Here is a 22,301-nt window from a genome sequence, read left to right as displayed (position 1 = left end):
CACAAGTCAGACGCCGGCTGCCTGTGAATCAATCGCGCAACAGATCGTTGACGGAGGTCTTTGAGCGGGTCTGCGCATCCACGCGCTTCACGATCACCGCGCAGGACAGCGAGGGGCCGGGCGTGCCATCGGGCAGCGGCTTGCCGGGCATGGAACCGGGCACCACCACCGAATAGGCCGGTACTTCGCCAATGAAGATTTCGCCGGTATTGCGATCAATAATCTTGGTGGTGGCAGAAATGAACACGCCCATGGAGAGCACCGCGCCCTCACGCACGATCACGCCTTCCACCACTTCCGAACGCGCGCCGATGAAGCAGTTGTCCTCAATGATGACCGGGCCGGCCTGTAGCGGCTCCAGCACGCCGCCAATGCCCACACCGCCGGACAGGTGCACATTCTTGCCGATCTGCGCGCAGGAGCCCACCGTGGCCCAGGTATCAACCATGGCCCCCTCGCCCACATGGGCACCGAGATTCACGAAGGACGGCATCAGCACCACATTCGGGGCGATGAAGGCCGAGCGGCGCACAATGGCACCCGGCACGGCGCGAAAACCGGCTGCGCGGAATTCCGCCTCACCCCAGCCCGCAAACTTGGAGGGCACCTTGTCCCACCAGTGCGCGCCACCGGGACCGCCGGTGATGACTTCCATATCATTCAGGCGGAAGGAAAGCAGCACGGCTTTCTTCAGCCACTGGTTCACCTGCCAGTTGCCATCCGAGCCACGCTCGGCCACACGGGCCTTGCCGGAATCGAGCAGGTTGAGCGCGGTTTCAACAGCATCACGCACCTCGCCCTGGGTGGTGAAGCCGATCTCGGCGCGGTTCTCGAAGGCGGCATCAATGACAGATGCAAGCTGGGCTGTGTCGGACATGGTTTCCTCCGTTTGGCCGGGTACCCGGCATGTTCAGGGGCAGACAGGCAACAACGCTCAGGCGCGCTCTTTCACCGCCACGAATTTCAGCTTGGGCCATTCCTCAATGGCGCGATCCAGCACCCACTGGCTGCGAGCGAGATAAACCGCTCCGTCATCGCGATCCCGCCCCGTGGAGGAACGGTTGCTCTCCATGAAGCGCTCCACCTCGTCCTGATCGCCGGTGATCCAGCGTGCGGTGACATAGGAGGTGGTCTCGTAGCGAATCGGAACGCCATATTCCTTCTCGAGACGCGCCGCGAGCACATCAAGTTGCAGCATCCCCACCACGCCAACGATCGGGGCCGGATCGAAGAAAGGCTTGATAACCTGCACCACGCCTTCCTCGGCCATATCCTGCAATGCCTTTTGCAGCTGCTTGGCCTTCATCGGATCAGACAACAGCACCCGACGCAGGATTTCCGGCGCGAAATCCGGCAGGCCCTCGAAACGGATGGCCTCGCCTTCCGAAAGTGTATCGCCGACCCGCAGCATGCCATGGTTGGGAATGCCGATAATGTCGCCAGCGACCGCCTCATCCACCGTCTCACGGTCCTGCGCGAAGAAGAAGATGGGGTTGGCAATGGCCATGTTGCGCTTCTCGCGCGGGTTGAACAGCTTCATGCCGCGCTTGAAGGTGCCGGAGCACATGCGCACAAAGGCCACGCGGTCCCGGTGGTTCGGGTCCATATTGGCCTGCACCTTGAATACGAAGCCGGAAACCGTGTTTTCACCGGGCTCCACGGCGCGGCCCTTTGCGGCGCGCGGCACCGGGCACGGGCCATCGCGGCCGAGCCCTTCCAGCAACGGGGCAACCCCCGTTTCCTTCAGCGCACTACCGAAATAGACCGGAGACAGGTGTCCCTCACGGAACGAGGTGAGATCGAAAGACGGCAGAACACCCAGCGCCAGCGAAAGCCCCTCGACGGCCTCCGTCATGATATTCTCTTCAACGCCCTCAAGGCCCAGCAGGTCTTCCGGCTCATTGAAGGGCACGATGCGCTCCAGCGGACCGCCACGGGTGGTGGCGAGCATGGCGCGCTTGTTGGGAATGTCGATCAGGCCGCGGAAATCCACGCCAAGCCCGATCGGCCAAGTCATCGGCGTGAGATCCAGCGCAAGCGATGCGGAAATGTCATCCATCAAGGCGAGCGGATCTTGCCCCTCTCGGTCCACCTTGTTGATGAAGGTGAAGATGGGAATATCCCGCAGGCGACACACCTCGAACAGCTTGCGCGTCTGGCTTTCAATACCCTTGGCTACGTCAATCACCATCACCGCCGCATCAACGGCGGAAAGGGTGCGGTAGGTATCTTCGGAGAAGTCCGAGTGGCCGGGCGTATCGAGCAGATTGAAGACGGTGCCATCCTGCTCGAAAGTCATCACCGATGAGGTGACGGAGATCCCGCGCTGCTGCTCAATTTCCATCCAGTCCGATCGGGTGCGGCGGCGCTCACCGCGCGCCTTCACATGGCCGGCCAGACGAATGGCGCCGGAGGCGAACAGCAGCTTCTCCGTCAGCGTGGTTTTACCCGCATCCGGATGGGCGATGATGGCGAAGGTGCGACGGCGGGTATAATCCGGCAAATTGGCCGCCGGGGCGACGCCGGTTTCAGTGTGTTCGAGCATGGCGGCCATATAGTCCAAAATGCCCCGCCGGGAAACGGCAAAGCACAAGTCAGCGTCATGCCCCGGCCTGATTGCCGGGGTACCGGATGGGGCGGCGGAACGATATGGCGAACCCGGCCAACCCCGACCGGGCTCCTCTCAGGCCAGAAGGCCGCGCAGCCTCAATCCCCCTTGCCGGGATTGGGAGAGAGCTTCTCTTCCTTGTTGGGCTTGCCATCCCACTCGTCATAACCCGGCATCGGGTCCTTCTTGAGAGTGATGTTGGGCCACACCTTGGCGTATTCGGCGTTCAGCGACAGCCACTTTTCCGTTCCGGGCTCCGAATCGGGTTTGATGGCTTCAGCTGGGCATTCCGGCTCGCACACGCCGCAATCAATGCACTCATCCGGGTGGATGACCAGAAAGTTCTCGCCCTCGTAGAAACAATCCACCGGGCACACAGACACACAGTCCGTATATTTGCAGAGGATACAGTTCTCGGTGACGACGTAGGCCATGGGGGTCTTCCTTGTCGCGCTGCACCGGACCCACCATCGGGCATGACGCAGCTGCGCTCAATTACACTCTAGTTTTCTGTGATTTCTTCAAAAAGCACAGAAGTCGATGTAGCATCTCCGCGCCGCTCGGCAAAGCCGACAATGCGCAACAGGCGGGTTGCACTATCAAGAGATATGGTAAGCACCTGCCCTGTTCGTACCATCCGTGATGGGGTGGTGACACGTGCGCCATCCAGTCGCACATGCCCGGAGCGAATCAGTTCGGCGGCATTCGCGCGGGTGCGTACCACCCGCGCGTGCCAGATCCAGCGATCAAGGCGCTGGCGATCGGCGCATTCGCCCACCGCTCAGCTCCCCTTCTTCTCCGTATCCATGCGCGCCTTGAGGGCGGCCAGAGCGGCGAAGGGGCTATCGGGATCCATCGGCTTGTTGCGACGTTCCTGCTGTGCGGGGCGATGATCGTTCTTGCCACCACGCCCTTCCTTGCGAGGCGAACGCGGCGCGCGCTCACCCTCACCTTCCGGCCGCTCCCGACGACGCGGGCCACCACCCTCGCCCTGTCCACCGCCAAATCCGCCGCCATGGCGCTTGCCAAAGCGCTGCGCGCCCGACGACTTGCCTTCTTCGCGGCCGCCATCCTTGCGCTCGCCCTCACGACGCTCCCCACGGGGCGCATTCGCATTGCGTGCATTGCGATCCCGACGCACAGCGCCCGGAGGACGACCCGGACGCCACACCTCGATCATTTCGGGCTCGGCGGGGGCCTCTTCCACGGCCGCTTCTGTCTCGACAGGCGCAACGGCCTCGCCTTCCGCAGAGGCTGTGACCGGGGTTTCGGCCAGAGCTTCAGTGGCAGTCGCGGCAGGTTCCACCTCAGCCTCAGCCGCAACCTCTGCCACCGGCGCGGTTTCAGCCGGCGCTTCTGCCGATGCTGTCACCGTTTCCGCCGCACCTTCCTGCTCCGCAGCGGGAGCAGACGGCGCATCGTTCAGAAGATCCGCCTCAATGGCGCCTTCAGGGGCCGGGGCCAGTTCGGCCGGCGCAACGGCTTCGGGCTCCGGCGGCGGGGCCGGGCGACGCTCCATGCGATAGCCAAGAGACTTCAGAATGGAAGAGAAATCCTCACCCGCGCAACCCGCCAGCGAGGTCATCGCCACCGTCACCACGAAACCGCGCCCATCCACTGCGCCCGCCGGCTTGGGAGCCGTGGAAGCCGGACGCCAGTCCAGCGCCGGACGGATGAGATCGGCCAGGCGCTCCAGAATATCCACGCGCACCGCCCGCTCACCGCAGACGCGGAAGCCCACGGCGCGATACAGGCCCTTCTGGATCTCGTGATCCACCGGAATGGAGGTACGACCGGAAGCGGCCAGGTGCGGCAGCTCATCCAGCCCCTTCTGGGCGAGGCCGCCATGCTTCAGCGCATATAGCTCCAGCGCCAGCGCGCGGGGGGCGGGCTTGAGCAGGGCGGGCATATAGATGTGATGCGCACCGAAGCGCACCCCATAGCCGCGCAGCGTGGCGCGCGCCGTCTGATCGAGGCTCTTCATGTCCTCGGCCACGCGGGAGCGCTCCAGCACGCCGAGCGATTCGACAATCTGGAAGGCAATGCCACGCGCAAGGCCGGTGACATCTTCTGCGGCGGCCAGCTTGTCCAGCGCCCCCAGAAGCTTTTCGATATGAGCGGCCACCCACAAGGTGAGGCGCGCCTCCACCTGATCGCGCGCCGGGCCGGTCAGATGCTCATCAGCAATGATCTTGAAGCGCGGCTTGAGCACCTCATCGCCTGGAATGAGCTTGGCCACGGCCTCGCCCGTCCAGCGAATGGTGCCGTCGGACGTGAGCACGAACGCCTCGTCCACGGCCTGCGAAAGCCGTTGTGCACGCGATTCGATTTCGCCGGCCAGCGCCTTCTGCGCAGCGGCGCGCAAAGCCTTGGCCTCTTCACCGCCCGCGGTCGGGTCGGCTGCAAACTGGAAGCCATGAATCTGGCCGATGACATGTCCTTCGACGGTAACGTCGCCGGTCTTGCTGATTTCAGTTTCGAGCATCTTGTTCTCTCGCAGGCGCCGTATAAGCACGCTGGTCCGCCGGTCTACGAAACGCTGTGCCAGCCTTTCGTGCAAAGCATCGGACAGTTTGTCTTCGACCCCTCTGGTGACGCCTTGCCAGTGCTCCGGATCCTTGAGCCAATCAGGCCGGTTTGCAATGAAGGTGAGAGTTCTCACCTGTGCAATCCGACGCGACAAGGTGTCGATGTCGCCTTCTGCGCGATCGGTCAAGGCGATTTGACGCCCGAACCATGCATCTGGGACATATCCACCCCCCTCCAGATAGCCAAAAAGCTGCGCCACGAGCTCTGCATGAGCCCCCGGAGACACCTTCCGATAATCCGGAACCTGACATACTTCCCATAGTTGCACCACCTGTTCCGATGATGTGATGCGCCCGGTTATTTCCTTGTCCCGGCTCAAAAATTCAAGAACAGAGACATCGTCCGCGGTAGGGGCGCGGGTCAATCCCTCTTCCTTCGGAGCCTGTGAAAGAGAGGCCAGAAGTGCGGAAATTGAGCCATAGTCTGGCACAGCGTTGCGCCATTGCAACACCCTTGCATTGTCGAACGCATGTTCTTCCAGCCTCAGCACCAATTCCTCATCAAAGGGCGAACAACCGCCCGTGGTGCCGAATGTACCATCACGCATCGCCCGGCCGGCCCGGCCGGCGATCTGCGCCATTTCACCCGGATTGAGGCGGCGGAACTGCCAGCCATCGAACTTGCAGTCTGCGGCGAAGGCGACATGGTCCACATCCAGATTGAGGCCCATGCCGATGGCATCGGTCGCGACCAGATAATCGACATCGCCGCTCTGATAGAGCTCCACCTGGGCATTGCGGGTGCGGGGCGAAAGGGCCCCCATCACCACCGCCGCGCCGCCGCGCTGGCGGCGGATGAATTCGGCGATGGCGTAAACCTCGTTCGCGGAGAAGGCGACGATGGCGCTGCGGGGTGGCAGGCGTGAAATCTTGCGTTCACCCGCAAAGGTGAGCTGCGACAGGCGCGGGCGCTCTGTCACAGACAGGCCAGGCATCAGCCGTTCCAGCAGCGGGCGCATGGTAGCGGAACCCAGCAGCATGGTTTCATGCCGGCCACGACGGTTGAGAATGCGATCGGTAAAGACATGGCCGCGGTCGAAATCCGTGGCCAGCTGCACCTCGTCGACCGCCACGAAATCCACATCCAGATCCCGCGGCATCGCCTCCACGGTGGAAACCCAATAGCGCGCCCGCTTCGGCTTGATCTTCTCCTCGCCGGTAATGAGGGCGACATGCTGCGCCCCCACACGCTCGACCACACGCTGATAAACCTCGCGCGCCAGCAGGCGCAGCGGCAGGCCGATCAGGCCGGTCTTGTGACCCAGCATCCTGTCGATGGCGAGATGGGTCTTGCCGGTATTGGTGGGGCCGAGAACCGCGCTGACGCCTCGCGCACGTAGCGTGCGCGGCAGCACGGCCCATTGGGTGACGTCATCCATCGGTTTCGGGTTCTGCTCTCCCCTGTGAAGCGGCTGTGTAACATATTGGGCTGAAGAGGCCAGACCGAAAGACCTCTGCGCAAGACAAGCTGCACAAAACAGAGCGCAACAGGCCCCATGCAGATGAAGAGCGCGAGAGGAAAAGCTTGCTGCGAATCCGCAACGCCCGATCATGAGGCCTCTCTTCTGTGCCTGCACATGCGGGCCCCGCGCAACACACGCCATTGGGATCGCATACGCCACATTTTTGCCATGGACCCTGCCGCGACAGCCCGATAGTGTTGCACGAGGAAACCATAACAAGCAGGCGCTTATGGATCAGATCGTTGATTTTCTGAACACCATCTTCTGGGGCTATATCCTGATCTACGGCCTTCTTGCGGTCGGGGTCTATTTTACCCTGCGCCTGGGCTTCCTCCAGATCATCCATTTCCCCGAAATGCTGCGCACTGTTCTGCGCGCCAACAAGAGCGACCATGCCGGCATCACCCCCTTCCAGGCCCTGTGCACCTCACTGGCCTCCCGCGTGGGCACCGGCAATATTGCCGGCGTGGCCGTAGCGCTCACATTGGGCGGGCCGGGCGCGATCTTCTGGATGTGGGTGGTGGCGACGCTGGGCATGGCCACAGCCTATGCCGAAAGCACACTGGCCCAGCTCTACAAGGTGCGCGATGACGAGGGCAATTATCGCGGCGGCCCGGCCTTCTACATCGCCAATGGCCTCAAGGCCCCATGGGCCGGCGCCATCTTCTCCGTATGTCTGATTCTGTCTTTCGGCCTTGTGTTCAACGCCGTACAGGCCAACTCCATTTCTGATGCGATGGAAGGCGCTTTCGGCGCGCCACGTCTGGCCACAGGGCTTGTTGTGGCCGGGCTTTCCGCCGTCATCATCTTTGGCGGCATCTCAACCATCGCCCGCACAGCCGAGTTGCTGGTGCCCTTCATGGCCCTGCTGTATCTGGGGCTGGCCATTTATGTTCTGGTCGTCAATGCCTCGGAAGTGCCCGGCCTGCTGGCACTCATCGTGCGCAGCGCCTTCGGGCTGGAGCCCGCAGTGGGCGGCGTGGCCGGCGGTATCACCGCCGCCATGCTCAATGGCGTGAAGCGCGGCCTGTTCTCCAACGAAGCCGGCATGGGCAGCGCCCCCAACATCGCCGCCGTGGCTACGCCTGATCCACACCACCCGGCCAGCCAGGGCTTTGTGCAATCCCTCGGTGTGTTTATCGACACCATCCTGATCTGCACCGCCACAGCCCTCATCATTCTGCTGTCCGGCATCTTCGGGCACGACCCGGCCCTGACAGGCACCCAGCTGACCCAGGCTGCCATGGAAGTGCACTGGGGGCCGGTGGGTCGCTATTTTGTGGCTGTCGCCATCTTCTTCTTCGCCTTTACCTCCATCATCGGCAATTATTCCTACGCAGAAAATGCGCTCGTCTATCTGGGACACGGCCATATGGCCGGGGTCACGGTCCTGCGTCTGGCACTGGTGGTGATGGTGATCTGGGGCGCGCTGCAAAGCGTCACTACCGTGTTCAATACCGCAGACGCCTCCATGGGCCTGATGGCCTCCATCAATCTGGTGTCCATCCTCCTGCTGTCGGGCCTCGTGGTGCGGCTCACGCGGGATTACATCCAGCAGCGCAAGAAGGGGCAGGAGCCCGTCTTCCTCGCCGAATCCATGCCCGAGCTGAAGGACCAGATCGACACCGAGATCTGGGGTCGCAAATAATCCGACCGGGGCCGAAAGGCGGCAATGCCCGGCCCCACTCTCTTCATCCGCATACAAAAAAGGCCGCCCCGAAGGCGGCCTTTTTCATATTCACGAGGGGCGACGGCTCAACCTTCCGCAGCGGCCGTCAGCGCATCCTTCACCCACTGCGAGGCCTTGCCGAAATCCAGCGCGCCGGCGTGACGCTCTTTCAGCAGAGCCATGGTGCGGCCCATATCCTTGATGCCCTTGGCGTCAATCTCGGTGATGATGGCCTTGATGGCCGCGCGGGTATCCGCCTCGCACAGCTGCTGGGGCAGGAACGCCTTGATAAAGACGATTTCCTCACGCTCCCGGTCGGCCAGATCCGGCCGGCCGCCCTCATCATAAAGACGGGCGCTTTCCTCGCGCTGCTTCACCATCTTGGCCAGCAGGGCGCGCAGTTCATCATCATTCAGAGGGTCCTTGCCCTGACCGCGATGTTCGATGTCGCGATCCTTCAGGGCGGCGTTGACAAGCCGGAGCGTGGCCGTACGGCGCTTCTCCTGAGCCTTGAGCGCCTCTTTCAGCGCGGCATTGATGTCGTCACGAAGCACGGAGCATGGTCCTCACGAAAAACTGACCCTATAAAATCACAATTCTGCCGGCCTGACGTCTCATGACGCCCGCACACGAACAGAATGCCGCTCTCAGTTCATCTGGCAGGCCGGATGCAGCCAAAAAACCGGCGCTCGCTCATGGGAACACAGGAGCCCCCGGAGAAACCGGCCATTTTCAACGCATCCCCAAACCTGCCAGCAGAACCCGCCATACCACCTGGCCGGGCTTTCATGCCTCGGCCTGGCCCGGACCTTGCGGATACGGCTTGCGCCGAGGCATGGAACGGGGGTAACGAAGCTGAAGCCCTGATCGCTGGGTATCGGCGCACAATTTCGCGCGCGCACGCTGGAAACGCGGCGCGCAAGCCTCTATCTAGGCCATCCATGACAAACGAACAAGATCAGCCCCAGAACGGGCTCCAAAGCTCCACCGAAGGCTGGAGCGAGCCCACCCCCACGGCCCTGCTCGTGCTTGCAGACGGCACGGTGCTGGAGGGCTTCGGCATTGGCGCTGAAGGGCGCCAGGTCGGCGAGGTCTGCTTCAATACCGCCATGACCGGATATGAGGAGGTTCTCACCGACCCCTCCTATAACGGGCAGATCGTCACTTTCACCTTCCCGCATATCGGCAATGTGGGCACCAATGAGGAAGATATCGAGACGGTGTCTTCTGCGGCGGTGTCCGGCGTGCGGGGTGTGGTGTTGCGCACCGCAGTGACTGATCCCTCCAATTACCGCGCCACCCAGCATCTGGATGCGTGGCTGAAGGCCCGCGGCATTCCCGGCATCACCGGCATCGACACCCGTGCCCTCACCGCCCTCATCCGCGAAAAAGGCATGCCGAACGCCGTCATCGCCTATTCGGCTGACGGCATCTTCGATATCGAGGCTCTGAAGGCCGAGGCACAGGCATGGCCGGGCCTTGAAGGCATGGATCTGGCCCCCGCCGTCACCACCGCCCAGCGGGTGAACTGGGACGAGACCACTTGGGAGTGGAACAAGGGCTATGGCCGCCTGAATAACCCCGCACATCATGTGGTGGCCATTGATTATGGCGTGAAGCGCGCCATTCTGCGCCTGCTGGCCGATGCCGGCTGCAAGGTCACGCTGGTGCCGGCCTCTGCCTCCACGGAAGATATTCTGGCGCTGAAGCCCGATGGCGTCTTCCTTTCCAACGGCCCCGGAGACCCGGCCGCGACGGGCGAATACGCCGTGCCTGTCATCCGTGACCTGCTGGAAACGGGCCTGCCCATCTTCGGCATTTGCCTTGGCCATCAGATGCTCGGCCTCGCACTGGGTGCGAAGACCATGAAGATGCATCAGGGCCACCATGGCGCGAATCACCCGGTGAAGGACCTCTCCACCGGCAAGGTGGAAATCACCTCCATGAACCATGGCTTCGCCGTGGACCGGGAAACCCTGCCCGCGAACGTGACAGAGACCCACGTCTCCCTGTTCGACGGCTCCAATGCCGGCCTTGCCCTGGCCGACAAGCCTGTTTTCTCGGTGCAGTATCACCCCGAGGCGAGCCCCGGCCCGCAGGACAGCCATTATCTGTTCAAGCGTTTCGTGGGCATGATGAACGAGCACAAGGCTGCGGCCTGAGTGCACCGCCTTGCAGGCATGACAACGCCGTTGTCCGGGAAACCGGGCAGCGGCGTTGTACTGTTTCGGCTTGCCGTTCCGGCCTTTTGCCTGTCCACATCACAGACACAGGAAAGCCGTGCGGACACAGCTTGAATTCACGTCGGGAAAGATATAAACATATCTTTATGTCCGAACGTGATGACAGCTTGTCCCTGCCCTTTTCTCTCCTGCTCGACGCCCTGAAGGCCGCGGGGGAAGATACGCGCCTGCGCCTGATTGCCGTGCTGGCCGAAGCGGAGCTGACGGTTTCGGACCTCACCGATATTCTGGGCCAGTCCCAGCCGCGTATATCGCGCCATCTCAAACTGCTGGCCGAAGCCGGTCTGGTGGAGCGCCATCGCGAGGCAAGCTGGATCTTCTACCGCAGCGCCAGCGAAGGCCCCGGCGGCAAGGTCGCCGCCCGCCTGCTGGATCTTCTGGACAGGACCGACCCCATCCTCGCGCGCGACCGTGAGCGACTGGATGCCGTGCGCGCCACCCGCGCACAGGCGGCTCAGGCCTATTTCTCCACCCATGCCCGTGAATGGGACGAGCTGCGCCGCCTGCATGTGCCGGAAGAGGCCGTGGAGCAGGCCGTGCGCGAGATTCTGGCCGACCGGCCCATCCGCTCCTTGCTGGATCTGGGCACCGGCACCGGACGCATGCTGGAGCTGTTCGCACCCGATATAGAGCGTGGTCTGGGGCTGGACCTGTCGCCGGATATGCTGGCCGTGGCCCGCACGCATCTGGACCATGCCGGCATCCGCAACTGTCAGCTTCGGCAGAGCGACATCTACGCCATTCCCGCCCCCCGCGATTCCTTCGATGCGGTCATCATCCATCAGGTGCTGCACTTTCTGGATGATGCCGGCCGCGCCATTGCCGAAGCGGCCCGTGTGCTGCGCCCCGGCGGGCGGCTTCTGGTGGTGGATTTTGCCCCGCATGATCTGGAATTCCTGCGGGAGAACCATGCCCATCGCCGGCTGGGTTTTGCCCGCGACACCATGGAAGGCTGGCTCACCGCCAGCGGACTGGTGCCGGAGGGCTTCCGCACTCTGGCACCGCAAGGCCGCAAGGGTGAAGGGCTCACCGTTTCACTTTGGCTGGCGCGCGACCCGCGCATCCTCATGGCCGGAGACATCAGCCCCACGGACAGGGCTGCGACATTATCAGGGCCTGCGGGCCACAGGGAGATTGCGTAATGAGTGGTTCCGTGCGTGCCAGCCGTGAAACCGAACGCCCGCCAGTGTCCGTCTCCTTCGAGTTCTTCCCCCCGAAGACCGAAACGATGGAACAGACGCTGTGGAATTCCATCCGCCGGCTTGAACCTTTGCAGCCGGAATTCGTCTCCGTCACTTATGGGGCCGGCGGTTCCACGCGTGAGCGCACCCATAATACGGTGGCCCGTATCGCCCGTGAAACCACGCTGAAGCCGGCCGCTCATCTCACCTGCGTGGCAGCCAGCCGCGAAGAGGTGGATGAGGTGATCCGCGCCTACAAGGCCGCCGGCATCAACCATATCGTGGCCCTGCGCGGCGATCCCATCACCGGCGTCGGCACACCCTATGTGCCGCATCCGCAGGGCTATGCCTATGCCGATGATCTGGTGAAAGGGATCAAGGCCATTGGTGATTTCGAGATTTCCGTCTCCGCCTATCCGGAAAAGCACCCGGAAAGCTCTACCCTCGAAGCGGATATCGGCCATCTGAAAGCCAAGGTGGAGGCCGGAGCCAGCCGCGCCATCACCCAGTTCTTTTTCGAGAATGATGTCTATTTCCGCTATCTCGACAAGGTGCGGGCGCAGGGTGTTGATATTCCTGTCGTGCCGGGTCTTCTTCCGGTCACCAATTTCAAGCAGGTTGCCAGCTTCGCTGCCCGTACAGGGGCCAGTGTGCCGGGCTGGCTGGCCCAGCGTTTCGAGGGGCTGGAGAATGACCCGGAAACGCGCAAGCTGATTGCTGCGGCGGTTGCAGCCGAACAGGTGATGGATCTTGTGGACCGTGGCGTCACCGAAATCCACTTCTACACGCTGAACCGCGCGGATCTAGTCTATGCCATCTGCCACCTGCTGGGTCTGCGCCCGAAGGTGGAGCAGACCGCCCCCGCCCTTGAGGGTGTGGGCTGAACCGCAGCATGAGGTCGGGCTCTCCCGGCCTGGAGTGAAAGGCCACGGGCCGGCGCATGCCTTCGCCCGTGGCGCAATATGTTTCCGTGAGCGCCGCACATGGCCCATGCCATGCAAAGCCGGCCCGCCCCGAGCTCAGAGATCATGACCATGAGCGCCAACGACATCTTTACCGCCCTTACAGCCGCCGCGCGCGAGCGCATTCTGGTGCTTGATGGCGCCATGGGCACCATGATTCAGGCCCTGAAGCTGGATGAGGCCGGCTATCGCGGGGAGCGCTTTGCCGACTGGAAACAGGATGTGAAGGGCAATAATGACCTTCTCAGCCTCACCCAGCCGGATGCGGTGCGCGATATTCACCTGCAATATTTCATGGCGGGTGCGGATATTGTCGAAACCAATACCTTCTCCTCCACCACCATCGCCCAGGCCGATTACGCCATGGAGGCCTTGGCGCATGAGCTGAATTTCGAGAGCGCGCGCCTCGCCAAGGAGGCTGCAAAGCTTGCCGAGCAAAAGGATGGCCGCCGGCGCTTCGTGGCCGGCGCTCTGGGGCCGACAAACCGCACCGCCTCCATCTCGCCAGATGTGAATGATCCCGGCTTCCGCGCTGTCACCTTCGATGATCTCGCCACCGCCTATGCCGAGCAGGTGCGCGGCCTGATCGAAGGCGGGGCGGATATCATGCTGGTCGAGACCATCTTCGACACGCTGAACGCCAAGGCTGCCATCTTCGCCATCGAGCAGGTCTATGCTGAAAAGGGTGTGCGCCTGCCGGTGATGATCTCCGGCACCATTACCGACCTTTCCGGCCGCACGCTTTCGGGCCAGACGCCAGCGGCCTTCTGGTATTCGGTGAGCCACGCCAAGCCCTTCTCCATCGGCCTCAACTGCGCATTGGGCGCGAAGGAGATGCGTGCCCATATCGCCGAGATCGGGCGTGTGGCGGATACCTTTGTCTGCGCCTACCCCAATGCCGGCCTGCCCAACGAATTCGGTCTCTATGATGAGAGCCCGGAGGCGATGGCGGCGCTGATCGAGGAATTCGCCTCCTCCGGCCTCGTGAATGTCGTGGGCGGCTGCTGCGGCACCACGCCAGACCATATCCGCGCCATCGCCAATGCCGTAGCCGGCAAGGCCCCGCGCGCCATTCCCGAAATTGAACCGCGCCTGCGCCTGTCCGGCCTTGAGCCCTTCGAGCTGACCTCCGCCATTCCCTTTGTGAATATTGGCGAGCGCACCAATGTCACCGGCTCGGCGCGCTTCCGTAAGCTCATCACCAATGGCGATTATCCGGCAGCGCTGGCCGTTGCGCGCGATCAGGTGGAGAGCGGCGCGCAGGTGATTGACGTGAACATGGATGAGGGCCTGCTGGACAGTGAGGCCGCCATGCGCACCTTCCTGAACCTTGTGGCCTCGGAACCGGATATCGCCAAGGTGCCGGTGATGGTGGACTCATCCAAATGGAGCGTCATCGAGCAGGGCCTGAAGTGCATTCAGGGCAAGGGTATCGTCAACTCCATCTCGCTGAAGGAAGGCGAGGAACAGTTCCGCCACCATGCCGAGCTGGTGCGCCGCTATGGCGCCGCCGTGGTGGTGATGGCCTTTGACGAAACCGGGCAGGCCGACACCTATGAGCGCAAGACCGAGATCTGCGCACGGGCGTACAGTATCCTCACGGAAATGGGCTTCCCGCCCGAGGATATCATCTTCGATCCGAACGTGTTCGCGGTGGCCACCGGCATTGAGGAACACGCCAATTATGGCGTGGACTTCATCAACGCCACGGAATGGATCCGCAAGAACCTGCCCCATGCGCATGTTTCAGGCGGCGTCTCCAACCTCTCCTTCTCCTTCCGCGGGAATGAGCCGGTGCGTGAGGCGATGCACGCCGTGTTCCTCTACCATGCCATCAAGGTCGGCATGGATATGGGCATCGTGAATGCCGGCCAGCTCGCCGTTTATGACGAGATCGAGCCGCGCCTGCGTGAAGCCTGCGAGGATGTGGTGCTGAACCGCCGCACCGATTCCACCGAGCGGTTGCTCGATCTGGCCGAGGAATTCCGCGGCCAGGGCAAGGAGAAGAAGGCGGCCGATCTCACCTGGCGCACATGGCCGGTGGAGAAGCGCCTTGAGCATGCCCTCGTCAACGGTATCACCGAATATGTCGAGGCCGACACCGAGGAGGCCCGCCAGCAGGCGGCCCGCCCGCTTCACGTCATTGAAGGCCCTCTGATGAGCGGCATGAATGTGGTGGGCGATCTGTTTGGTGCAGGCAAGATGTTCCTGCCGCAGGTGGTGAAATCCGCCCGCGTGATGAAGCAGGCCGTGGCCTATCTCATGCCCTTCATGGAGAAGGAAAAGGAAGAAACCGGGCAGACTGACAGCAAGGCCGCCGGCAAGATCCTCATGGCCACCGTAAAGGGCGATGTGCACGATATCGGCAAGAATATTGTAGGCGTCGTGTTGCAGTGCAACAATTACGAGGTGGTGGATCTCGGCGTGATGGTACCCGCCGCGAAAATCCTTGAAACGGCGAAGAAGGAGCAGGTGGATGTCATCGGCCTCTCCGGCCTCATCACCCCCTCTCTGGACGAGATGGTGAATGTCGCCGCCGAGATGGAGCGCGAAGGCTTCCATGTGCCTCTGCTGATTGGCGGGGCCACGACATCGCGCGTGCATACGGCCGTGAAGATCTCGCCCCAGTATCTGCGCGGACAGGCGGTCTATGTCACTGACGCCAGCCGCGCCGTGGGTGTGGTCTCCAACCTGCTCAACACTGAAACACGCGGCCCCTATGTGGCGGATATCCGCGCGGAATATGAGAAGCTGGCCGAGGCCCACGCCCGCGCCGATTCCCAGAAGCAGCGTGTGCCCCTGCAAAAGGCCCGCGACAATGCACTGAAGCTGGACTTTGCCGGCTACACACCGCCCAAGCCCGCCTTTACCGGCACGCAGGTGTTCGAGGATTACGACCTTTCGGATCTCGTGCCCTTCATTGACTGGACGCCCTTCTTCCAGTCCTGGGAGCTGCGCGGGCGCTACCCGGCCATTCTGGAGGATGAGGTGGTGGGTGAAACCGCCCGCAACCTCTTCCGCGATGCGCAGGCCATGCTGGAAAAGATGGTGGCCGAAAAATGGGTGAAGGCCCGTGCCGTCATCGGTTTCTGGCCGGCCAATGCGGTGGGTGACGATATTCTCCTGTTCCGGGATGACAGCCGCGCCCATCCTCTGGCCACGCTGCACACGCTGCGCCAGCAGCTGGCCAAGCGTGAGGGTCGCTACAATCTGGCGCTGTCGGATTTCGTGGCCCCGATGGAAACCGGCATCGCCGATTATGTCGGCGGCTTCGCTGTGACGACGGGCATCGGCGAGGATGAGAAGATTGCGCAGTTCAAGGCCGCGCATGATGATTATTCCTCCATCCTGTTCAAAGCCCTGTGCGACCGTCTGGCCGAGGCCTTTGCCGAGCGGATGCATATGCGCGTGCGCACCACCTTCTGGGGGTATGAGGCCGGAGAAGAGCTCTCGAACGAGGATCTTATCGCCGAGAAATATCGCGGCATCCGCCCCGCGCCCGGCTACCCGGCCCAGCCCGATCACACTGAGAAGGCGACGCTGTTCAAGCTGCTGGATGCAGAAGCCCGCATTGGCCTGAAACTCACCGAAAGCTTCGCCATGTGGCCGGGCTCTGCGGTTTCGGGTCTTTATTTCTCGCACCCTGAAAGCGCCTATTTCGGCATTGGTCGCATCGAGCGCGATCAGGTGGAGGATTACGCCACCCGCAAGGGCTGGAGCGTGGAAGAGGGCGAAAAATGGCTCGCCCCCATTCTCAACTACAACCCGGCCAACAAGGCGGCGGCGGAATAAGCCTCCAAACGACAACGGCCCTCATCCAGCGATGAGGGCCGTCTGTTTTCAGCGCCAGAGCCAGCGTGGCACCCGTTTGCGATAGCTCTCGAAATCTGCTCCGAAACGGGCCGCCAGATGCGCCTCTTCACGCCGTGCAGCCAGCCGGTCTGTCGCCAGAGCGGCGAGGATGGCAGCCGCCACCAGCCACACATTCAGCAGCATCACGCCTGTTCCGGCCAGCGCCAGCGTATTGCCCACATAGATGGGGTTGCGGGACCATGCAAAAGGCCCCTGCGTCACCAGCCTGTCCGCCGCCCGGTGCGGCAGAATATTGGTGTGGGCCTGATGCATGGTGGCCATGGCCCACAGGTCCAGCCCCAGCCCACAGGCCAGAAGCACCAGCCCCGCAAGGCGCACGGACCACCACACCCGCCACAGCTCCAGCCCTCCGGGAAAGGCCGATGCCGCCCCGCCCAGAGGCCACAGCCAGGCCAGGGCCAGCCCCGCCACCAGCGCCGCACCATAAAGCAGGGGCGGCCATGGCACACTGTTGGGGCGGCTTGCGACATCAGGCGGGGGAAATGTCATGCGGCGCGCTTCCTCGCACTCAGAAGCCCGAGAATGACATAAGTAACGATGGTGCCACCAATCGCACCCAAAACGAACAGCACAATCAGCAACACCCAGTCGATCGGCCCGCCAATATCCGCAAAGCCGGAACTGGTAATGGCGAAGGTGAACCAGATGGCGAACACCCCGCCCAGCAGCCCCACCAGTTCAGACCATATGAAACGCGCGCTCACCAGCCCGCGATCGCGGATCAGCACATAGAAGAAGGCCAGTGCACCGAGAATGACAAAGGCCACCAGAGGCCAGAAAAAGCCGCCCAGTATCTCCTGAAGCACGGCGATGAAGACAGAGGGATCGTAATTCTGCATTTCATATCCTCCCGTTCAGGCCTTGCCGCGCAGCATGGCGAGATAGGTGGGCTTGAGGGCCAGTTCCTTGATGACCCACGAGGTCCACAATTCCTCCAGCGGGGCGATGATGCCCTCGAAGGAGGGGGTGAGATTGTTGTTGTAATCAAACTCCACCAGCATGGCCTGGCCAATGCGGGTAATCAGCGGGCAGGAGGTGTAGCCATCATAGATGGCGCTTGAGGTCTTCCCCTCAATATCCGCCACCAGATGATCCACCGCCACCGGGGCCTGCCACTTCACGCTGGCCGCTGTCTTGCCCTTGGGCACACCGGCGACATCGCCCACCGCAAACACATTGTTGAAGCGCAGATGGCGCAGCGTGGTCTTGCTCACCTCCACCCAGCCATCGGCCGCGAATGGCCCGCTCTGCCATGGCAACGGGCTGTTGCGCACCACGGCAGGGGCGCGCATGGGCGGAATGATATTGGTGAAGTCATAGCCCATCTCCACCGGGCCATTCGGGGTCTGGAAGGTGGCGATCTTCCGGCCCGGATCAATGGCGCTCATCACATGATCATAATGCGGGGTGATGCCGCGATCCTCGAACAGCATCCGCACCCGTTCGGAAACGATGGGCACGGAGAACAAGGTCTTGTTCTGCGCTGCATAGTGGATCTCGGATTTGCCGCGCGTGCCGCGCTTGCGCAGCACATCATCGGTGATGAAGGTGTATTTCAGCGGCGCGCCGGCACATTTCATCTCGGTGGCCGGGCGAGAGAACAGCCCCACCCCGCCCTTGTCCGCAAAGGCGGACATGGTGCGCCAGGTGGTTGCCGCCGCCTCCGGCCCGGCATAGACAGAGCCGATGCCCTCGCGCCCGATGAGCGACAGCTCCATGCCTTCAATGGCGGCATAATCCAGCGCCAGACCCGTGGTCACGACAAGAAAATCATACGGCACAGCCCTGCCCGATGACGTGACGACCTTGTTCCCCACCGGGTCAATCTCGGCCACATCCTCCTCAATGAGGGTGGCGCTGCGGGGTACGAAATCCGCAGTGCGGTTGATGGAATAGGACGCCGGCTTGAGGCCCGCGGCAATCAGCGTGAAGCCGGGCTGGTAATATTGCGCGCGGTGCTTGTCGATCAGAATGATCTCTGCCCCATCCAGCCGCGCGGCCAGCCTTGAGGCAGTGGTAAGGCCCGCCGCGCCCGCACCGGCAATCACAATGCGCGCCTTCGTCTTCACCTGCTGCGCGGCGCGGGCACCCGGCGCCACCAGCAGGCCACCCAATGCCGCGCCACCAAGAGTGGCCAAACCACCCAGCAGGACATGACGGCGATTTACGCCGGAAGCATCAGTCATCTTTGTCCCTCCCCTTGTTGACCGGGCCCGGTTCATTCGGTCTCGCGGCTTGTTACAGCAGCGCTTCAGCCTGCCCTCTGGTTCCCCGGAAGGGCCAACATTCCGGCTTGCCCGATACATTCATATATATTAAATTCATATTCTTGAATGTAAAGATGCCACGGTCCTCCCCGGAACTCTACCGGGAAGGGGCCATCAACAGGAGCACGCCATGTCTGCCCCTTCCACGTCATCGGGCTCATCCGCCTGCACAACAGGCCGTCCCTGCTTTCTGGGCATGAAAGCCTGGTCGCCTTATGTCGCCGGCATCATCATCGGCCTGCTTCAGGTGCCGGCCTTCCTGCTCATCCATACCGCGCTGGGGGCGTCATCCTCCTATGTCACGATTGGCGGGTTTCTGGCCTCTGCGGTGGACCCGGCCGTGACACAGATTGAATATGTGGCCAAGCATGTGGCCCCCACCGGCAAGAACTGGTGGCAGGTGGCCCTTGTGGTCGGCGTCGCGATGGGCGCTTTCATCTCCATGCGTTTTTCCGGCGCACGGCGGCAGGTGGTGTCGCCCATCTGGGCCCGTGCGCTCGGCACGCCCAGCCGGGGCGTGCGCTATGTGGTGGCCTTCTGCGCCGGCTTTCTCATGCTGTTTGGCGCGCGCATTGCCGATGGCTGCACCTCCGGCCATGGCCTTTCCGGCATGGCCCAGATGGCGGTCTCCTCCACCATTGCGGTGGCCTTCATGTTTGTGGGTGGCATCGCCACCGCCTTCCTCATTTTGCGCCGCATCTGAGCGCGCCGTTTCTGGAGACAGGCCATGTCCGTTTTTCCTGCCATCCTCACCGGCCTCGCCATGGGCATCGTGTTCGGCTTCGCCTTCGAGAAGGCCCGCGTGTTCGAGCCGGGCATGATTGTAGGCCAGATGCAGCTCCGCAATTTCACCATGCTGAAGGTGTTTCTCACCGCAGTCGCCACTGGCGCCGTGGTGCTGGCCCTGCTGCATGGCATGGGGCTCATCAAGCTGGGGCCGAAGGCCACCTTCTATGCGGCCGATATTTTCGGCGGTCTTCTGCTGGGGGCCGGCATCACGCTGGCCGGGGCCTGTCCGGGCACCATTCTGGCGCAGATCGGTGTGGGCTATCGTGATGCGCTCTTCACCCTTCTGGGCGGGATCGCCGGGGCCATTGCCTTCAGCTACGCCCAGCCGGCCCTGCAACCCCTTCTGTTCAGCGCCGGACCGGGCAAGATCACCTTCATGGACCTGACCGGCATTGCCTATCCCGTGCTGGCCATCGGTCTGGCCGTGGTGCTGGTGATTGCTCTGGTGCTGCTGGAGCGCTGGCGACCCTGGCGGGCCGATATGGGCGCCGATGTAGATGGTGATTTCGGCCCCCGCGCCTGAACGTCCGGGTGCGCCGCGCATATTGCTGGCGCGCCCTTTTCCAATGCTCCCAATGGGAGGCTTCATGAGCCAGCCCCTGAACGCCGCCACCGGCGGCAAACCGCAAATCGTGATTCTCGGGGCCGGCTTTGCCGCCCTCACCGCCATTCGCGAGCTACGCCGCCTTCAGGTCCAGGCGGATATCACGGTGATCGCCCCGACCGACACGCTGGTCTATCTGCCCAGCCTGATCTGGATTCCCGCCGGCCTGCGTCGCGGGGAAGACCTGAAAGTTCCGCTGGCGGATTTCTTCGCGAAGCATCAGGTGCGGCACATTCAGGCCCGTGTCGATGGGCTGAGCACCGATGGCCGCACCGTGGAAACCACGGCCGGGCCTGTGGTGAATGATCTGCTGCTGATCGCCTCTGGCGGGCGCTATATCCGCAAGCTGCCGGGCATTGAGAATGCGCTCATCCCCTGCGAGGGCATCGCCTCCGCTGAAGCCATTCGCGACCGGCTGGCCGCGATGGAACGCGGCACGGTAGCCATAGGCTTTGGCGGCAACCCCAAGGAGCCCACCGCCGTGCGCGGCGGGCCAATGTTCGAGTTCCTGTTCGGCGCGGATACACTGCTGCGCCGGCAGAAGCGGCGCGACAAGATCGACCTCGTTTTCTTCAACCCCTCTCCCCGCCCCGGCCAGCGCCTCGGCCCCAAGGCCGTGGACGGGCTGCTGAAGCAGATGAGGAAACGCGACATCAAGACCCATCTGGGCCACAAGCTGGTACGTTTCGAGCCGGACAAGGTGATAACGGAAGGTGGGGAATTTCCGGCCGATCTCATTCTCTTCATGCCCGGCCTGACAGGGCCGGCCTGGCTCGACCAGACCGAGTTGCCCCGCTCACCCGGCGGCTTCGTTCAGGCCACCGCAACCTGTGCCGTGCCGGGGCTGAAGCATGTTTATGTGGCGGGCGACGCCGGCTCCTTTCCCGGACCGGACTGGATGCCCAAGCAGGCCCATCAGGCCGACCTTCAGGCCCAGACCGCCGCCCAGAATATGGCCGAGGAACTGAAGGGCCAGCCGGGCCTCCGGCATTTCAAGCCGGAGCTCATCTGCATCGTGGATACACTGGATGCCGGCATGCTGGTGTTCCGCAACAACAAACGCAGCGTCACCCTGCCGCGCATGGGGCCTTTCCACACCATGAAGCGCATGTTCGAGCAGCACTATCTGAAAGCCTATCGCACACGCTGAACCTTCACCCGGCTTGCAGACCGGGAGAAGATACGAAAACGGGGGCCGCCGGCCCCCGTTTCATATGCAATGCCCTATACTGGTGAGAACGCTCGCCCTCACCGGCTTCTGGCGCGTTCTCTCACTTGCCAGCGTCCGTGCCAGCCTCGCCGCCTTCGGGGGCGGCATCCGCTGCGGGGGCGGCCTCAGCCTTCGGCCCACCGCGCGACACACCCACCATGGCCGGGCGCAAAACCCGTTCACTGATGAGATAGCCGGCCTGCACCACCTGCACCACCGTGCCGGAAGGCACGCTTGGGTCCGGCACCTCAAACATCGCCTGGTGCTTGTTCGGATCGAACTTCTCGCCCTGCGGGTCAATCCTGTGAACACCCTGCTTCTCAAGCGCCTTGCCGAGGCCGCGCTCAGTCAGCTCAATGCCTTCGATCAACCCCTTGAGCGGACCTTCAGCCTGAGCCCTGGCGTCATCATCCAGAACGGAAAGCGCACGGGCCAGATCATCCGCCACCGTCAGCACATCACGAGCGAAGGAGGCGACGCCATAGGTCTTGGCATCGGCCACTTCACGCGCGGCGCGGCGGCGCACATTCTCCACCTCGGCGAGGGCGCGCAGACATTTGTCCTTCAGACTGGCCACTTCCTCTTCAAGCCGTGCGCGCTCGGCATCAGCAAAAGCCCCGGCTTCCACCTGCTCCAGCTGTTCGGCGGGCGCTACACCCTCATTTTCGTCCTTGCCGGTCTCAGGCGCGCTCGTCTGGTCGCTCATCCGGTCTTTCCCCCTGACTGCAATGACCCCTTCCGTCCTGGAAAGCGGTCTGAACATTTCATAGAATATCTCTGTCGCGCATATCGGGGGGGCGGGCGGAAAAATCAAGTCTGCCCGGCCTGTAACTGGACATTGCCA

At 62.8% G+C, this 22,301-nt stretch carries 18 protein-coding genes; 8 read left to right on the top strand and 10 right to left on the bottom strand.

Features of this window, described 5'->3' with window-relative positions; all coding sequences use genetic code 11:
- Positions 1-28: 28 nt before the first annotated feature.
- From dapD to ACT6QH_RS13835, 5 genes are all read right to left on the bottom strand, one after another.
- Positions 29-877 (bottom strand): 2,3,4,5-tetrahydropyridine-2,6-dicarboxylate N-succinyltransferase, encoded by an 849-nt coding sequence (dapD, locus tag ACT6QH_RS13855; RefSeq protein ID WP_444975415.1) that lies wholly within the window; start codon positions 875-877, stop codon positions 29-31.
- A gap of 57 nt (positions 878-934) precedes the next feature.
- Positions 935-2,545, bottom strand: coding sequence for a peptide chain release factor 3 (locus ACT6QH_RS13850; RefSeq protein WP_444975414.1), 1,611 nt, complete (start codon positions 2,543-2,545; stop codon positions 935-937).
- Between the two features lie 161 nt (positions 2,546-2,706).
- Complete coding sequence (fdxA, locus tag ACT6QH_RS13845; protein ID WP_444975413.1) at positions 2,707-3,042, bottom strand: ferredoxin FdxA; 336 nt, start codon at positions 3,040-3,042, stop codon at positions 2,707-2,709.
- Between the two features lie 68 nt (positions 3,043-3,110).
- Positions 3,111-3,386 (bottom strand): RNA-binding S4 domain-containing protein, encoded by a 276-nt coding sequence (locus ACT6QH_RS13840; protein ID WP_444975412.1) that lies wholly within the window; start codon positions 3,384-3,386, stop codon positions 3,111-3,113.
- A 3-nt stretch (positions 3,387-3,389) separates the two neighbouring features.
- Entirely contained in the window at positions 3,390-6,575 is a 3,186-nt protein-coding gene (locus tag ACT6QH_RS13835) for a helicase-related protein (protein ID WP_444975411.1), read from the bottom strand.
- 313 nt (positions 6,576-6,888) lie between these two features.
- Here ACT6QH_RS13835 and ACT6QH_RS13830 point away from each other — a divergent pair, with 313 nt between their 5' ends.
- Positions 6,889-8,307, top strand: coding sequence for an alanine/glycine:cation symporter family protein (locus ACT6QH_RS13830; RefSeq protein ID WP_444975410.1), 1,419 nt, complete (start codon positions 6,889-6,891; stop codon positions 8,305-8,307).
- A gap of 107 nt (positions 8,308-8,414) precedes the next feature.
- Here the strand turns inward: ACT6QH_RS13830 and ACT6QH_RS13825 are convergent, their stop codons facing one another.
- Positions 8,415-8,882, bottom strand: a complete 468-nt coding sequence (locus tag ACT6QH_RS13825) for a GatB/YqeY domain-containing protein (RefSeq protein ID WP_444975409.1) — start codon at positions 8,880-8,882, stop codon at positions 8,415-8,417.
- A 387-nt stretch (positions 8,883-9,269) separates the two neighbouring features.
- Between ACT6QH_RS13825 and carA the strand changes: the two genes are divergently transcribed.
- The 4 genes from carA (at position 9,270) to metH (ending at position 16,506) form a co-directional block, all read left to right on the top strand.
- Complete coding sequence (carA, locus tag ACT6QH_RS13820; protein WP_444975408.1) at positions 9,270-10,490, top strand: glutamine-hydrolyzing carbamoyl-phosphate synthase small subunit; 1,221 nt, start codon at positions 9,270-9,272, stop codon at positions 10,488-10,490.
- Positions 10,491-10,657: 167 nt separating this feature from the next.
- Positions 10,658-11,713: an ArsR/SmtB family transcription factor gene (locus ACT6QH_RS13815; RefSeq protein WP_444975407.1), complete on the top strand. Its 1,056-nt coding sequence runs from the start codon at positions 10,658-10,660 to the stop codon at positions 11,711-11,713.
- Positions 11,713-12,636, top strand: coding sequence for a methylenetetrahydrofolate reductase [NAD(P)H] (gene metF, locus ACT6QH_RS13810; protein WP_444975406.1), 924 nt, complete (start codon positions 11,713-11,715; stop codon positions 12,634-12,636). The genes ACT6QH_RS13815 and metF overlap by 1 nt, the downstream gene beginning before the upstream one ends.
- Before the next feature lie 144 nt (positions 12,637-12,780).
- Positions 12,781-16,506 (top strand): methionine synthase, encoded by a 3,726-nt coding sequence (metH, locus tag ACT6QH_RS13805; RefSeq protein ID WP_444975405.1) that lies wholly within the window; start codon positions 12,781-12,783, stop codon positions 16,504-16,506.
- 48 nt (positions 16,507-16,554) lie between these two features.
- Here the strand turns inward: metH and ACT6QH_RS13800 are convergent, their stop codons facing one another.
- Genes ACT6QH_RS13800 through ACT6QH_RS13790 form a run of 3 tightly spaced genes read right to left on the bottom strand, consistent with a single transcriptional unit; the run spans position 16,555 to position 18,773 of the window.
- On the bottom strand, positions 16,555-17,076 hold the full coding sequence (locus tag ACT6QH_RS13800; RefSeq protein WP_444975404.1) for a methyltransferase family protein: 522 nt from the start codon (positions 17,074-17,076) through the stop codon (positions 16,555-16,557).
- Complete coding sequence (locus ACT6QH_RS13795) at positions 17,073-17,426, bottom strand: DUF5368 domain-containing protein (RefSeq protein WP_444975403.1); 354 nt, start codon at positions 17,424-17,426, stop codon at positions 17,073-17,075. Before ACT6QH_RS13795 ends, ACT6QH_RS13800 begins: the two co-directional genes overlap by 4 nt.
- Positions 17,427-17,441: 15 nt before the next feature.
- On the bottom strand, positions 17,442-18,773 hold the full coding sequence (locus tag ACT6QH_RS13790; RefSeq protein WP_444975402.1) for an NAD(P)/FAD-dependent oxidoreductase: 1,332 nt from the start codon (positions 18,771-18,773) through the stop codon (positions 17,442-17,444).
- 211 nt (positions 18,774-18,984) lie between these two features.
- Between ACT6QH_RS13790 and ACT6QH_RS13785 the strand changes: the two genes are divergently transcribed.
- The 3 genes from ACT6QH_RS13785 to ACT6QH_RS13775 all read left to right on the top strand — a co-directional run bounded on the left by ACT6QH_RS13785 (position 18,985) and on the right by ACT6QH_RS13775 (position 21,397).
- Positions 18,985-19,557: a YeeE/YedE thiosulfate transporter family protein gene (locus ACT6QH_RS13785; RefSeq protein ID WP_444975401.1), complete on the top strand. Its 573-nt coding sequence runs from the start codon at positions 18,985-18,987 to the stop codon at positions 19,555-19,557.
- 24 nt (positions 19,558-19,581) lie between these two features.
- On the top strand, positions 19,582-20,166 hold the full coding sequence (locus ACT6QH_RS13780; RefSeq protein ID WP_444975400.1) for a YeeE/YedE thiosulfate transporter family protein: 585 nt from the start codon (positions 19,582-19,584) through the stop codon (positions 20,164-20,166).
- A gap of 64 nt (positions 20,167-20,230) precedes the next feature.
- On the top strand, positions 20,231-21,397 hold the full coding sequence (locus ACT6QH_RS13775) for an NAD(P)/FAD-dependent oxidoreductase (RefSeq protein ID WP_444975399.1): 1,167 nt from the start codon (positions 20,231-20,233) through the stop codon (positions 21,395-21,397).
- A gap of 121 nt (positions 21,398-21,518) precedes the next feature.
- Here the strand turns inward: ACT6QH_RS13775 and grpE are convergent, their stop codons facing one another.
- The gene (grpE, locus tag ACT6QH_RS13770) at positions 21,519-22,163 is read right to left on the bottom strand and encodes a nucleotide exchange factor GrpE (RefSeq protein WP_444975398.1); all 645 of its coding nucleotides are present in this window, start codon (positions 22,161-22,163) and stop codon (positions 21,519-21,521) included.
- Between the last annotated feature and the right edge of the window lie 138 nt (positions 22,164-22,301).

The sequence above is a fragment of the Haloleucobacter albus genome (genome assembly GCF_052492075.1).
This window is presented reverse-complemented; position numbering and strand designations above follow the sequence as displayed.

Bases quoted from the DNA above. Each gene is read 5' to 3' on its own strand.
- grpE (WP_444975398.1), bottom strand. From the start codon at position 22,163: ATGAGCGACCAGACGAGCGCGCCTGAGACCGGCAAGGACGAAAATGAG.
- ACT6QH_RS13785 (WP_444975401.1), top strand. From the start codon at position 18,985: ATGTCTGCCCCTTCCACGTCATCGGGCTCATCCGCCTGCACAACAGGC.
- metF (WP_444975406.1), top strand. From the start codon at position 11,713: ATGAGTGGTTCCGTGCGTGCCAGCCGTGAAACCGAACGCCCGCCAGTG.
- ACT6QH_RS13830 (WP_444975410.1), top strand. From the start codon at position 6,889: ATGGATCAGATCGTTGATTTTCTGAACACCATCTTCTGGGGCTATATC.
- ACT6QH_RS13775 (WP_444975399.1), top strand. From the start codon at position 20,231: ATGAGCCAGCCCCTGAACGCCGCCACCGGCGGCAAACCGCAAATCGTG.
- ACT6QH_RS13795 (WP_444975403.1), bottom strand. From the start codon at position 17,426: ATGCAGAATTACGATCCCTCTGTCTTCATCGCCGTGCTTCAGGAGATA.
- fdxA (WP_444975413.1), bottom strand. From the start codon at position 3,042: ATGGCCTACGTCGTCACCGAGAACTGTATCCTCTGCAAATATACGGAC.
- ACT6QH_RS13800 (WP_444975404.1), bottom strand. From the start codon at position 17,076: ATGACATTTCCCCCGCCTGATGTCGCAAGCCGCCCCAACAGTGTGCCA.
- ACT6QH_RS13850 (WP_444975414.1), bottom strand. From the start codon at position 2,545: ATGCTCGAACACACTGAAACCGGCGTCGCCCCGGCGGCCAATTTGCCG.
- metH (WP_444975405.1), top strand. From the start codon at position 12,781: ATGACCATGAGCGCCAACGACATCTTTACCGCCCTTACAGCCGCCGCG.
- ACT6QH_RS13790 (WP_444975402.1), bottom strand. From the start codon at position 18,773: ATGACTGATGCTTCCGGCGTAAATCGCCGTCATGTCCTGCTGGGTGGT.
- dapD (WP_444975415.1), bottom strand. From the start codon at position 877: ATGTCCGACACAGCCCAGCTTGCATCTGTCATTGATGCCGCCTTCGAG.
- carA (WP_444975408.1), top strand. From the start codon at position 9,270: ATGACAAACGAACAAGATCAGCCCCAGAACGGGCTCCAAAGCTCCACC.
- ACT6QH_RS13835 (WP_444975411.1), bottom strand. From the start codon at position 6,575: ATGGATGACGTCACCCAATGGGCCGTGCTGCCGCGCACGCTACGTGCG.
- ACT6QH_RS13780 (WP_444975400.1), top strand. From the start codon at position 19,582: ATGTCCGTTTTTCCTGCCATCCTCACCGGCCTCGCCATGGGCATCGTG.
- ACT6QH_RS13815 (WP_444975407.1), top strand. From the start codon at position 10,658: ATGTCCGAACGTGATGACAGCTTGTCCCTGCCCTTTTCTCTCCTGCTC.